Raw genomic sequence first — 13,183 nt, forward strand, 5'->3', positions numbered from 1 at the left:
TGCAACCGCCCGCCAATCACCGATCATGGCGCCAGATGAGAACCGACCTGAAACACCTTCCCGGCGGCAAGCAGCGCGAGCTGGCCTATCTGGTCGAGATCCTGCTGGAGGAGTTCGGCAAGATCATCGCCACGCGCAAGGCGCCGCGCCTGAAGGGCGGCCAGGTGCTGAAGATCGTCTTGTTCGGATCCTACGCCCGCGGCGACTGGGTGGAGGACCCGATCGGCCGTTATTTCTCCGACTATGACCTGCTGATCGTCGTCGACCACGAGGACCTGGCCGACACGGTGGAGTTCTGGGAGACCGCCGAGGCCCGCATCCTGAAGGAACTCTCCGCCGGACAGCACCTGCGCACCCCGGTGAACTTCATCGTCCACAGCCTGCAGGACGTGAACCACCAACTCGAGCGCGGGCGCTACTTCTTCGTCGACATCGTCCGCGACGGCATCCTGCTCCACAACCTGCGTGGCCATGCGCTGGCGAACCCCGCGGCGCTTGCGCCGGAGACAGCGCTGGATGAAGCGCGGGGCTATTTCGAGGACGGTAAAGGCAGCGCCGAGCGTCGGCTCGAGTTGGCCGGTTTCGCGATGGATAAGGAGTACAACAAAGAAGCCGCCTTCGAACTGCATCAGGCGGCCGAGTGGCTCTACAACACGCTCCTGCTGACGCTTACTCTCTACACGCCGAAGTCCCACAACCTTGTGCGACTGCGCAATCTCACCGAACCGCTTGACCCCCGGCTCGCTTCGATCTGGCCGACAGAGACCAAGTTCGAGAAGCGCTGCTTCGAATTGCTTCGGGCCGCCTACATCAAGGCTCGGTACTCACGGCACTACAAAGTCAGTCAAGAAGAACTGGCGTGGCTCCGCGAGCGCGTCATCCTCCTCCAGACCCGCGTCGGCGAAATTTGCGAAGAGCGGATCGCCACGCTGGAAGCGGCAGTCCTAGCCGCGGAGTGAGACGCCTGCGTCGCGAGTGACACTCAGCCTATGAGGGTGGACTCGGGGACATGACGCCGCGACGCTATCAGGCTGATTCCCCAAGGAGCCAAGAATGAACACCTCCGACCTCGCCGACCGCCTTGCCGCCGGCGATGACAAGCTCACCAAGGCCCAGGCCAAGCAATTGGTCGACGCCGTCCTCGACGCCATGCGCGACGCGCTGACCGCGGGCGACGAAGTGAACCTGCCGGGGTTCGGCAAGTTCAAGGTTCAGGACAAGCCCGCCCGGACCGGCCGCAATCCCTCGACCGGGGCAACCATCCAGATCGCCGCGAGCAAGAAGATCGCGTTCTCCGCCGCCAAGGCCCTCAAGGACGCCGTCGCCAAGTAGATCGCGACCACGTCCCTAGCGTTGGTCGTCGGCGGGGCTCGAGCTTTCCGGCGTCAGGAGCCGCAGATAACCGCCGTCCATCAGCCTGCGCCCGGCTCGCACCAGGCGGATGGCGGCGTCCCTGACCGTCGACGTTTTCCAGGCCTCGCGACCGACTCTCGCCGGCCCGAACACCTGGTTGGCGATGTCGCGGTAGCTCTTCTGCGAGGCCGCTCCGTCGAGGGCGGTCAACATGCGCTCGAGGCGAAGCTGTTGTTGCGGCGTCAGGTCATCGATCGGCGCCGGCGCGCCGGCCATGGCGCGATGCAGGCTCCGGGCGGCGCGCAGGCTTGCGGAGAACTGGCCGGAGATGGGCAACACGACGGCCAGCGGCGTTGAGAGATCGCCTTCTCGGACCACCGCCTGGATGCCTGAACGCAATTTCAAGTGCAGGCCATCGGAGCCCCGTCGCTGAAGGGCGACATTGCCGCCAAATCTCAGCGGCGCGGCCGCGGGCGAAAGCGACGGCTCCAGGGTCACGACTAGGGCCGGCGCGACCTCCGGACGCCAGAAGACGTCGGCGATCTGGGCCGGCAGACTTGGGTCGGCGATGAACTGGAGACCCCAGGGCCGGGCGACCTCCTCGCCATGCACGTCATCAAACGCGCGCGTGGATGATCGAGCCCTGGCGGCCGCCCGATAGCGGGGATTACGCCTCAGGAACTCCCACGCGAAGTCAGAGCGACTGAGCTGTGATTGCGGCGGCGCCATCATGGCGACCATCACGGCGCGGAACGAGGTCAGCGGCCAGGAAAACTGGCCCGAATCCCAGCCCCACACCCGACCACCGCCGCGATGCGCGCGGCCAGCGGCGGAATCCGGCGGACTATCGGCGGTTTCTGGCGGGCCCCCAGTCAACCCTCGCCTTGAAGGCGGCCGCGGACATCCCGGGCGCTGCTCTGGTGCTTCACATGTTGATCGACGCCCTCTCCGTTCCTACAACCGCTGCTGGCGGGCGCCGCGAACAAGGCCCGGTCCATGAGCCAGGGGGTGTGTCGGAGACGGCGCATCGGCGGCGGGCCGCGCTCAATAAGCGGGCCTTTGCACAAGGTTTCCAACGCCCGCCCCCTTGCACCTCCGGAGCGGGTAGCCAGATGCAAGACACAACCTTAAAACGTGTACGGACGTGCCGCGACTTCGGAGACGCGCTCAAACTCCGGGAGGCGCAGCGTCGCTGGTCGGCTCCGGAGTTCGATGTCGAGTCACGAGGAAAGCGGAGATGCGGGCCAGGCAGAGCTGCTTTCCATTGCTCTGAGGTCGATCCGGAAGGCGCGTCGACTTACGGCCAGCGAGGTCGCCGCCGCCATGGGTCTGGCGCTGCGGACCTATGAGCGCTTTGAGGCCGGCCAGGACCGGATCGATCTCGAACGGGTCATGCGGTTCGCCGAGGCCACCGACAGCGACCCGTTCGCGATCATAGCCAGCGTCTGGCTGAAGACCCCGGAGTTCGCGGTTCAGACAGCTGACAACAAGCCCATGGTGGTGATGATGCTGGCGCTGCGAAACTTCCACGACGACATAGGCGACGACATCACCCTGATCGAGCCGCGGGTGTTCTGGGGCGGCTTTCGCCGCTTGTTCCAGGATCTGACCGAGCACGTCCGCAAGCGCGACCTCTCGGCGGAGACCTGGCTGGACGACCAAGCCCGTCGCATGGGCCTCGACGTGTCGTTCTCGCCGCGGCGGCGACGACCGCGGGATTCGGGAAAGTAGAGGCTGCGGCCAGGGCGCGCGAAGTCCGCGCCCAAAAGCACCAGACCCTCAAGTTCGTCGAGGCAGCTCGGACGCTACGCCGCTTGGGCGCAAGCCCAGTCACACGCGGTTGCCAGCGCCCGTGCGGTGATGGGCTTCTCGACAAGCACGAACGGGTCTTGGTTCATCAGCTCATCGACGTTGCCCATGACGAAGACGACGGGAACGGGCCCGAGCGTGGCGCGGATCGCCCTGACCGCCTCCACGCCGGTCCCGCCGATGATCCGGACGTCGGCGGTGATCAGGTCAGGACGATGGGCCACCGCCGAGGCCAAGGCGCTTGCAGGGTTGTCGGCGATGTCGAAGGTTTCGAACCCCAGGTCCCCGAGCAGGCTCTCGATTTCGAGCGCAATGAGCATCTCATCTTCGATGATGAGAACGTGTCCTCGTATTCCGCTCACGCTTGTCACTCCACCAGCACCTCTCCGGACTGAAGCCTCAATTCGTCCCCCGCGCTAGCCGCTTCAACCAGCTGGGGTGCGCCGACTGCCCGTAGCTAGTTCAGCCCGTGACGGGCCTTGAGCGCATGCTCGCGCAGCGACGCCACGATTAGCAGCGCGACCGCTGCGGCTTCCATGTCGTGGTGGATTTGCGCCCGGTCTTGGAACACGTCGGCCGCGGCATCGATGCGGTCGGCGTCGGTGCGGTCGACCTCGTCGAGAATTTCCTCGACCGTGATTTCAAGCTTGGCCCGCCCGTCCTCATCCAGGCCGTCGAGCAGGAGTGCGTAGCGTGGGTCGTATGCTGTCATACGCCTCAGCCTCACCGCCAAAGGCGCAACGGGCAATACCGTAAATCTACGGTAGTACGCGGAACGCGGGTGCGATCACGTCGGGCTCGCGTCATTTGCGGCCGTTGGCACGCTTCCGCGAAGCAAATCTTCAATACAGTATACTGCGTTTCGGTATCGATTTCAGGGCGTCGCGTCCGCCACATTCGGCGGCCGACGCGACCGACGTCTACCCTGGGGCCCACGATGATCAGTTTGGAACGATCCGAAGACATTGAAGCAGTAGCTCCACCACGTTCGACGGTCGTCTATCTGGATCAAAACAAGTGGATCGACCTCATGCGCGCGGCTCAAACTCCCGCTGATCATGCGCGCGACCACCAAGTTTTGGAGCGGTTGTGCGCAGCGGTCGAGGCCGGTCGGGTCCGCCTTCCGCTTACTTCGTCGAACCTATACGAGACTCACAAGGTCAACGACGCGCCGCTGCGCGCGGCCATCGCTTACACCCAGGTTACTCTGAGCCGCGCCCAAGTCTTCCGGGGCCGAAAACGCCGTCTGGAAGTCGAGGTCGGCCGCATCCTGGCGGACATCTACGGCGTGCCGTGGACTGAACCGAACCCTGACTGGGTGTTCTCAAGACTGTTCATCGAGGCCCAGGCCGAAGTTGATGATCCACGGCTGAGTTTGGACATTTCCGAGAGAGTGCTTCGTCTCTTCCGCGAGGATCCGGAAGCCGCACTTTTCGATTACCTCGCGGACAGCGATGATGATGTTCGACGGCAGGCCGTCGCAACCTTCGAGCAGGGAGCGGAACGGCTAAGGGCCGATATCGAGGTACGGCGAGCCAAGCATCGCAATGAGTCCCTCTCGATGCGGCGCAGGATCTACAGCGTGCTTCTAGCGCTCGGCGACCAGGAGTTCATGATCGACACGGCCGTCAAGCTTGGACTGCCGTGGCGCTGCTTCATGGACAACAAAGGAGCCACGATGCGGCGCGTCGTCAAGGACACGCCGACCTTCCTGATCGAGCGCGAGGTAAGCTTGAAGCTGGAAGGACAGCGCGGGAATATTCATATCAACGACATGCGCGACATGCAGAATTTTACGACCGTGCTGCCCTACTCCAACATCGTGGTAGCGGAAAACAAGTTCATCAACTTGGCGCGCCAAGCAGGCCTCGCGGAGTGCTTCGACGTCCGGCTTGAGACCGATCTGGGCGTCCTGCTCGAATCGATCTGACGAGTGTGGCCAGCGTGAAGACGCGCCCCACGCTGTTTGCAACGCGCTGAAGCGCCTCGGGCAAGCCCCCGCCACCTTCGGCTACCATCGGTTGTCCAAAGGGGACCTCTATGCCAAATGGTAGAGCTTGTGGGCGGACGTCCTACTTCGGGAGGGGAGTAGATGAGGCTGGCCAAGGTTACCGTTGAGACCTTCCGGTTGCTTGCCGATGTCGCCGTGACGCTGGAGGGCGACAAGGCGACCACTGTGCTGGTCGGGCCGAATAACAGTGGCAAAACGTCGATGGCAGAGGCGCTTGCTGTGTTCGTCGCCGGCTCCGGCAAGGACTTTTCGATCAGCGACTTTTCGGTTGTCGCCCACACGGCGTTTAGTGCCTTCGGAGATTGGGCGCTGAAGGAGAAGGACGAGGAGGCCGCCGAAGCCGGCGAAGCTGATCCCGCCCCGGCGCTGCCGGTCATCGCGATGAGCCTGGACTTCACCTACCAGGAGACGCCCGAAGACCTGGCTGTGGTCGGTGAGCTGCTCATGGACCTGGATGATCAGGCTTTCGCCATCGCCCTCCGGATCGATTTCGGCGCAAAGGACCCGGTTCAGCTTGCCGCAGACTATCGTGAGCAGCACGCCAAGGATCCCGTCGCCTTTCTCGACTTCCTGGCCCCGCGCCTCGGCCAAGCTTACAGCCTCGCCTACTACAAGATTCATCCCGAGACGCGGGTGCGGGAGCTACTGCCTGACGGCGGCCTGCTGAAACGTCTTCTCAAGATCGACTTCCTGCCGGCCCAACGCCACATGGAAGATCAGGAGGGCGCACAGGCGACCCGCTTGTCCCGATTGCTGAACGTCCACTACGAGCGCCGCTATAAGGTGGCGGAGCCGGCGGGATACGAGGAGCTAGAGAAAGCGGTGAAGGCGCAGTCCGTCGATCTGACGGGCAAGTACGGCGCCGCCTTTAAGGACCTGAAGGACAGCCTCGGCCAGTTTGGCTATCCGCGCACGCCCAAGCTCACCATCAAGGCCGAGCTGTCGGCGAGCGCCATCTTCAAGGACAACACTCGCGTCTACTACGAGGCGGAGATCGAGGCCGTCGCGGCCGGCGAACTGCCGCTCCCGGCCTATGAGTTGCCCGAGCGGTACAATGGGCTCGGTTTCAAGAACCTGATCTATATGGTTCTGCAGTTGAAGGCCTATCGCGACGAGGTCGAGAGCGGTGACGGCCCGCGCCCGCGTGTTCATCTCATCATCGTCGAGGAGCCAGAGGCGCATCTGCATCCGCAGATGCAGGCGGTCTTCATCGACAAGGCTGACAAGTTCATTAATCCCGGCGGCAACGGCGGCGCGCAGCTCATCCTGACCACCCACTCGCCGCACATCGTAGCGAACTGCGGCTTCTCGCCCGTGCGCTATTTCCGGCGCCGCGGACCGAAGGTGGTCGTGAAGGATCTGCTGGCCTTTCAGGCGACGCAGACGGCGCCGGAGCAGCGGGCCGCCTTGGAGTTCCTGGGGCAGTACCTGACGCTGACTCGGTGCGATCTGTTCTTCTGCGACAAGGCCATTTTGATCGAGGGCGCTGTCGAACGCCTGCTCCTGCCCAAGATGATCGCCAAGGCGGCGATGGATGGGATCGGCGATCTGACCAGCACCTATCTCGCCACTATCGAGGTCGGCGGCGCCTACGCCCACACTTTCAGGGACCTCATGCGGTTCATCGAGGTGCCGACGCTGATTGTCACTGACCTGGACGCCGTTGACGGCGATCGTAAGAAATGCCCGGTGGCCGGTGGCGTATCGACCAGCAACGCCACGCTCAAGAAGTGGCTGCCGGGCAAGTCGGTGCTTGGCGACCTGCTCGGAGCCACGGCGGCGGACAAGACCGAGGATCGAATCCAGGTCGCCTATCAGGTCGCGGAGGCCCGCCATCTGCCTTGCGCCCGAAGCTTCGAGGAGTCGTTCATCTACGCCAACGCCGATTGGCTCCTCGCTGAGAAGGCGAGCCTGATTGGCACGGGCGAACTGCTGCCGGGCGCCGACGCGGACGAGCTGCGCGCGGCGGCTTTCACCACCAACTTGCCGAAGGTGGATTTCGCGCTCGACCTTCTTGTCCACGGCGGATGGTCGACGCCCAAATACATTGCCGATGGCTTGGCTTGGCTGGCGGCCCAACCATCATGACAAAGGCCGACGAAGAGATCACCGAGTGCCTAAAAGCCCGAACGAGCTTCTTGCTCGACGCGGGGGCCGGGGCGGGCAAGACCTACTCCTTGGTGCAGGCTCTTCGCGTCGTGCTCAAGGACCATCGACGCCAGCTCGCCGCCGACGGCCAGACGATTGCCTGCATCACCTTCACCAACGTCGCGAAGGACCAGATCCTCGAGCGGATCGGTCATGACCCGGTGGTGAGGGTCTCGACGATCCACGATTTCCTCTGGGAGGTGATCGCGCCGCACCAGAAGGCGCTCAAGGCCGCGCTAGTGAAGTTGAACGCCGGCCTGCCGGATCGAAGCAATCGCAAGAAGGACGGTGGCGAGCTTGCAGCGGCGTTGGCCGAGGTTGCGGTGACCTACTCGGACACGGGCTCGAATTTCATCAAGGGGCGTCTTTTCCACGACGACCTCCTAGGCGTGGCGCGCATCATGTTCGCGGATAGCCCGCTGCTTTGCCGCCTGACGACGGCGCGCCATCCGTTCCTTTTCGTGGACGAGTATCAGGACACCAGCCCGGCGGTGATCGACATCGTGCTGGGCTACATGCTGCCGGGCGCGACCGCCGGCTTCGTGGTCGGCCTGTTCGGCGACAAGCTGCAAAACATCTATCACGGCGGGGAGCACCCCGGCGTGGGCGAGATTTCCGCCGCGCTGGCTGGCCAGCTTAGGCCCATCGTGAAGGCCGAAAACCGACGCTGCTCAGAAGCCGTCATCCGGGTCCTCAACCGGATACGGACCGACATCGAGCAGTTCCCCGCCGCAGACAATGCGCCAGGCGCCGCAGTCTACATCCACCCTGGTCAAGACGGTGACACCGGTTTGGCCGCGGCGCACGCATTCGTTGACGGCACGCTCGCCTGGTCCCGAACGGCGCCGGCCTGCCGCGAACTGTTCCTCACGCACCGCCTCATTGCGGGCAAGGCGGGGTATCGCGACCTACTGGCGCTGTACGCCGAGCGGGGCAGCTTCGCGCGTGACCGGCTAATGGACGGCGAGGACGAGACCATCGCGTACTTCCTCAAACGTGTGGAACCACTCGCCGCGGCGTGGATGCGCGGTGATCAGGGGCGGACGTTGTCCCTGTTGCGCGCCAACGGCCACAAGCTGGCGAGCAACGCCGACAAGCGCAGAGCACGCCAGGCGCTTGACGAGCTTGTCCGACTGTCCGGCGACGGGACGGTCGGCGAGCTGACAGGCCACATCGGCGCCAGCGGCCTCTTCCCGTTGCTCGACGACCTGGCCTTTCGCTTAGGTGGCGGTAAGCGCGAGGTTGCTGGTGAGGACGCGCCGGCCGCCGAACGGGAGGCGCGCGAGCAGGCCTTCTACGCTGGACTGTTCGCGCTGCCGTATCGGCAGGTTCGGGCGTTTGCGGACTTCTTCGCGGCGCACACGCCGTTCGCCACCAAGCATGGGGTAAAGGGCGACGAGTTCGATACGGTGCTCGTCGTGCTCGATGATGGCGGGGCCAACTGGAACCTCTACTCCTTCTCGAAGTATCTCAGCGGCGAGGACGCCGCCGCCAACGAGAAGCGTTGGAACCGCAGCCGCAATGTCTTCTATGTCTGCTGCTCCCGCGCGAAGACCAACTTGGCTGTCATCGATCTGACGGCCAGGTCTGGGGCCAAGGATCAAAGGGTGCGCGAGCTGTTTGGCGCTGACAACGCGCACTTCCTCGGCTGATCGCAGATGGCTTCCTTCAAGCTGGCGCCGTTGTCGACCTATCCAACCTCCCAGGCATGGTTGGCGCAATTCGACCAAAGCGAGGCTGACAGGACGGCGGCCGAAGCGATGCTCGACACGATGCTTCTGCTCAACGAGGAGCAGGTCAGCGCAGCCATCCGCAGTCAGCTTTACAGGTTCGCCGATGGACGGAGGGGCCGGCACCGGCGCGTGGCGCTCTATGCGGAGCGCGAGTTTCCCCAGAAGGAGTTCTTCCAGAGCGAGACGATCATTGACCCGCGTGGTCGCGCCCATCGCCGCGCTGTTGGACGTGTGGGGCCGCCCGCCGTCAAACCTGTCCGCGGCGGGATGCGCGTGGGCAGCGAAGGCCTGGTCGCTCTGGCCGTTTCCACCGTCGTCGAGACCCAACCGGAAATCTTCCTGAACCACCCGGGACCGGACCGAATCCGGGGCAAGACGGCGCCGGTTGGGGCGATTGTCATCGTCACAGACTTCATCGGTTCCGGTCAGCGAGTGCGCGACATACTTGACGCCATGTGGGCCGTGCCGACCGTGAAAGCCTGGCGGTCCCGACGCCTCGTCACTTTTCATGTCGTCGCGGCGGCCGGAACCGCTGCGGGCATGACCCGTGTCCGACGCCACAGGCTCCAGCCGAACGTGATGGCCGAACACATCGCGCCCAGCCTGGGTGGGACGGGGTGGCGGCAGGAGTGGGACTGGCACGACCTGGTGTCGAAATACGGTCCGGAATCTGGACGAGGCGCAAGCCGATGGGGCTTCGGAAATTCCGGGGCGCTGATCGCTTTCAGCTATCGCCTCCCCAACAACACCCCCGCGCTGTTGCACAAATCGGAAGGCGGCTGGCGCGCGCTCTACATCGGCGCGGCGCCGAACGATCTTCGGCCCGCCTTCGGGCTGCGCTCGGATGAAGAGGCCGTCGCCGCCGCCGCGTCGGCGACTGGCGTCGCGCTCTCCCCGGCGCTCTCGCCCGCCGACGCCACGACGGTCCTACTGCTGTCGATCCTGCGTGGTCGCTGGCGTCCGGGGAAGGAAGTGGCATTGGCGGAGAGAACGGGTCTTCCGGTGCCAACTGTCATGGAGGTGCTGAGGCGAGCGCTGAGGAATGGCTTGTTGCGCGGGGATGGCCGCCTAACCGACGCAGGGTACGCCATGGTTGAGGCGGGCCGGCGATCCGAGCGCGAACGACCCACCATTCCCACCGCAGCGGAACCGTACTATCCAATGCAACTGAGGGCTCCACGGCTCTTGTTTAGCGCCCGCCGCTCCTCGGAGCGGCCGTGATGGTCGGTACGAACCGTCTGTCGTGGGTGATCGGGTTTCCGGTCGCCGTTGTTAGAGCTGCCGATCGCAGGTCCACGTCGCTTCCTCCTTCGTTCCTTTCAGGAACCTCCTCGTGAGGCTCGGTTCGAAGGACGAAGCGACGCCGCCGGGCCTGGGTTCAAGTAGATGAGACACCCGTGGAGCTCTCAGCAGTTTCGCTTGGGCGCCTTGGAAGCCGGTCGCTCCGAAGCGGTCATCGCCGCGGCGGAATCTATCGCGCGGGACATCAAGCGGCGAAACGAGAACGTGCCGGTCGTCCTGACGCTGCACCATCTCGCCCACTTGGCTGACGTTCCAGTCGAGCCGCTGCAGAAGATCATCTACCGGCAGGTCGATCCGTATCGCGTCTATCGGATCAAGAAGCGCGGCACGCCGAACGGCGCTTCCGCCCCACCTCGTAAATATCGAACGATCTGTGTCCCAAACCCGCAGCTAATGCGGTTGCAGCGGTGGATTGCGCAGAACATCCTCAACGAGGTCACGCCTCACGCGGCCAGCTTCGCTTTCACGCCCAAACGCGACCTCGTCGGCGCAGCTTGGCGACACACGGAAGCCAAGTGGCTTCTCAAGATGGATGTCCGCCACTTCTTCGAGTCGATCTCGGAACGACAGACCTATTGGGTGTTCAGGACGCTCGGCTACACGGCGCTGGTCAGCTTCCAGTTGGCCCGGCTGTGCACGCGATTGACGCAACACGGCGCTGCCGATCCGAGGCGCCCCGCCGGCCGTGGCCGCGCTGGCCTGCCTTACTGGCAACATCCGCAAGGCCACCTGCCGCAGGGCGCTCCTACCAGCCCCATGCTCGCCAACCTGGTGATGAGGCCCTTCGATCGTCGCGTCGAGGCATTGGCCCAAACCGGGGGGTGGGGGTACTCCCGCTATGCGGACGACCTGGCGTTCTCGCGCCGCGACAGCTCGAACCGCGGCGCTGCGATGGACCTGGCCAAGGCGGTCGAGCATGAGCTGGCCCAGTTCGGCCTGGTGAGCCATAGAGCCAAGACGTCGGTGGTCCCGCCAGGCGCCCGGAAGGTCTTATTGGGGGTGTTGATCGACAGCGCTCGACCTGCGCTCACCCGAGCTTTCCGCAACAACGTCGAGACGCATCTCTATGCGCTGACCTCGCCCAAGATCGGCGCGACGGCGCACCGAGCGAAACGAGGGTTCGCTTCGAGCATCGGCATGAGGCGGCATATTGAGGGACTGATCGCGTTTGCGCATCAGGTCGACCGCGACTACGGGGCGAAGCTCTATGCGCAGTTCAACGAGATAGACTGGACGAGATAGGCGCGGTGGAGAAGATCGATGATGGACGCCGTCGAGCCAAGGCCGGACCATGATGTGTGGCGCGATGCTTTCGATCGCTACGTCGAGGCCTTCCGCGCGGCCGACCCGCGAACGGTTGCGGTCCTGGCGGTCCATTTCGCCGTGGAGCAGGAGCTGGACGTTTGCCTGAGCCACTTCCTTGCCCGCCCCGATAAACTTGGCGCGCTCAAGTTTGGCCACAAGGTCCAGGTGCTTCAGGCTGCCTGTCCTGATGCGTACGTGGACTACTTCGCGTCGTCCTGCATCGCGCTAGACCATCTGCGAAACTCGCTCGCCCACAACAACCGGCCAGAGATCGAGGGCTGTATGCGGCGGTTTCTAACGACAACGGGATCGGCCGACTTCAAACCTGAGCCGACAGCAGCCGGGATCGAGGCGGCAGGAAAGTCGCTGGTGACTGGTCTGACCTTCATTCGGGTTGAGAACTTCACCTACCTGGAACTCAAGAAGCCGATCAGTGACAGCATCGATCAACGGGGCGATGGCTAGCTAGTCCGCAGTCGTCGGCGCAGGCCACACCAGTCGCATGTGCGACAAGAGGGAAGTAAGATGGTCAGCGGCTTCGTTTTCGTAGGCGTCGAGCATCGCGCCGAGATCCACCTGCGGGAAGGTGGTGCGATCCGCCGCTGCGTCCCACAGCTCATACGTCAGTTCACGGTAGGACTTCTGTTGCCGCCCCATGAAGGCTCGGAGTGGAGTCTTGTTAGGCGACCGCTTGTTGATTGGATGGCCGGCTAGCAGATTCCTGAAATCGCGGATCGTCTCCCAGGCCGTGCCGGTTACAGGCTTCGGCGCGCCGAGGGCTGCGGCTAACTCCAGGAGCGAGTCCTGCTGAATGAACACCGCCTGCATGACACCCCAAACCTCGATGTAGCCCACCATCGAGGTCGAGAAGTCGCGACGCCGATGCTCGCGCAGAGCGGCGCCGGTGTCCTGCATCAGCAGCATGGCGGTCTCGTACTGCGCAAAGCGGTCACGGTTGCCGGGGACGAGGAACAGGTCTTCCCGGATCGTCGAGGCGTGGAAGTGGTCGTGAACCTCACGGCGGAGACTTAGTAGCTGGTCCATGGTGGTGAAGGTATGACCTAACTCCCTTACGGGGCGCGAGACGTGTTCGCGGCTTCGGGTGGGTGAGCGTGGTGTGACAGGCCTACCGCCAATCAACCCAGCTCGCTTCCTTTCGCTATCGCTTCGTGCAGCTCCGCTCCGTTCGGGCGCGCTGCGTGCCGGGCATGACCGCCGGCTCATGGCCTGTTGCCAGGGCTCCCATGAAGTCGCGGGATAGTCCCGCAGCCAACATGAAGCAAGTCGATGATGCCAGCACCAGCCCCAGACCTCCGAAGAATCAGACGGGAAGCCGACGTACCGCCTCCATCGGGTGGTGGCGGAAGGAAGGGTCGCGACCTAGACCCCATCGGCGCGGCTTGGCCGAACCGGGATGGCGAGGGCTTCAGCCTCCGGTGCGAATCCGACTGCAAGGACGGCTGGTGTCGCCGCTCATGACAGAGCGGGAGGAGCAGGCCGAGGCGTCTTGAGGCGGACCGCC

The 13,183-nt window shown here is 64.2% G+C and carries 13 protein-coding genes; 9 read left to right on the forward strand and 4 right to left on the reverse strand.

What is annotated here, in order from left to right:
• Positions 1-35: 35 nt before the first annotated feature.
• Complete coding sequence (locus tag V6M51_RS16485) at positions 36-959, forward strand: HEPN domain-containing protein (protein WP_332768909.1); 924 nt, start codon at positions 36-38, stop codon at positions 957-959.
• A 94-nt stretch (positions 960-1,053) separates the two neighbouring features.
• A complete protein-coding gene (locus V6M51_RS16490; protein ID WP_332768911.1) occupies positions 1,054-1,332 on the forward strand; it encodes an HU family DNA-binding protein in 279 nt (92 codons plus the stop codon).
• Positions 1,333-1,347: 15 nt separating this feature from the next.
• Here the strand turns inward: V6M51_RS16490 and V6M51_RS16495 are convergent, their stop codons facing one another.
• Positions 1,348-2,151: a DUF2285 domain-containing protein gene (locus tag V6M51_RS16495; RefSeq protein ID WP_332768913.1), complete on the reverse strand. Its 804-nt coding sequence runs from the start codon at positions 2,149-2,151 to the stop codon at positions 1,348-1,350.
• Positions 2,152-2,565: 414 nt separating this feature from the next.
• Between V6M51_RS16495 and V6M51_RS16500 the strand changes: the two genes are divergently transcribed.
• Positions 2,566-3,084: a helix-turn-helix domain-containing protein gene (locus V6M51_RS16500; protein ID WP_332768915.1), complete on the forward strand. Its 519-nt coding sequence runs from the start codon at positions 2,566-2,568 to the stop codon at positions 3,082-3,084.
• A 74-nt stretch (positions 3,085-3,158) separates the two neighbouring features.
• Here the strand turns inward: V6M51_RS16500 and V6M51_RS16505 are convergent, their stop codons facing one another.
• Both V6M51_RS16505 and V6M51_RS16510 read right to left on the reverse strand, forming a co-directional pair.
• Positions 3,159-3,524, reverse strand: a complete 366-nt coding sequence (locus tag V6M51_RS16505; RefSeq protein WP_332768917.1) for a response regulator — start codon at positions 3,522-3,524, stop codon at positions 3,159-3,161.
• A gap of 95 nt (positions 3,525-3,619) precedes the next feature.
• Positions 3,620-3,874, reverse strand: coding sequence for a hypothetical protein (locus V6M51_RS16510; RefSeq protein ID WP_332768919.1), 255 nt, complete (start codon positions 3,872-3,874; stop codon positions 3,620-3,622).
• 225 nt (positions 3,875-4,099) lie between these two features.
• Here V6M51_RS16510 and V6M51_RS16515 point away from each other — a divergent pair, with 225 nt between their 5' ends.
• The 6 genes from V6M51_RS16515 (at position 4,100) to V6M51_RS16540 (ending at position 12,126) form a co-directional block, all read left to right on the forward strand.
• Positions 4,100-5,092, forward strand: a complete 993-nt coding sequence (locus V6M51_RS16515; RefSeq protein WP_332768921.1) for a hypothetical protein — start codon at positions 4,100-4,102, stop codon at positions 5,090-5,092.
• 162 nt (positions 5,093-5,254) lie between these two features.
• The gene (locus V6M51_RS16520) at positions 5,255-7,261 is read left to right on the forward strand and encodes an ATP-dependent nuclease (RefSeq protein WP_332768923.1); all 2,007 of its coding nucleotides are present in this window, start codon (positions 5,255-5,257) and stop codon (positions 7,259-7,261) included.
• Positions 7,258-8,973, forward strand: coding sequence for a UvrD-helicase domain-containing protein (locus tag V6M51_RS16525; RefSeq protein WP_332768925.1), 1,716 nt, complete (start codon positions 7,258-7,260; stop codon positions 8,971-8,973). Before V6M51_RS16520 ends, V6M51_RS16525 begins: the two co-directional genes overlap by 4 nt.
• A 6-nt stretch (positions 8,974-8,979) precedes the next feature.
• On the forward strand, positions 8,980-10,275 hold the full coding sequence (locus V6M51_RS16530; protein ID WP_332768927.1) for a phosphoribosyltransferase-like protein: 1,296 nt from the start codon (positions 8,980-8,982) through the stop codon (positions 10,273-10,275).
• Between the two features lie 198 nt (positions 10,276-10,473).
• Positions 10,474-11,598: a reverse transcriptase family protein gene (locus V6M51_RS16535; protein WP_332768929.1), complete on the forward strand. Its 1,125-nt coding sequence runs from the start codon at positions 10,474-10,476 to the stop codon at positions 11,596-11,598.
• A gap of 18 nt (positions 11,599-11,616) precedes the next feature.
• Positions 11,617-12,126 carry a hypothetical protein gene (locus V6M51_RS16540; RefSeq protein WP_332768930.1) on the forward strand — a complete coding sequence of 170 codons (510 nt, stop codon included), beginning with the start codon at positions 11,617-11,619 and terminating at the stop codon, positions 12,124-12,126.
• Here V6M51_RS16540 and V6M51_RS16545 read toward each other — a convergent pair whose 3' ends face one another.
• Complete coding sequence (locus tag V6M51_RS16545) at positions 12,127-12,705, reverse strand: hypothetical protein (RefSeq protein WP_332768931.1); 579 nt, start codon at positions 12,703-12,705, stop codon at positions 12,127-12,129. It abuts the gene before it with no gap.
• Between the last annotated feature and the right edge of the window lie 478 nt (positions 12,706-13,183).

This window comes from Phenylobacterium sp., assembly GCF_036677185.1.
Classification (GTDB): Bacteria; Pseudomonadota; Alphaproteobacteria; order Caulobacterales; family Caulobacteraceae; genus Phenylobacterium.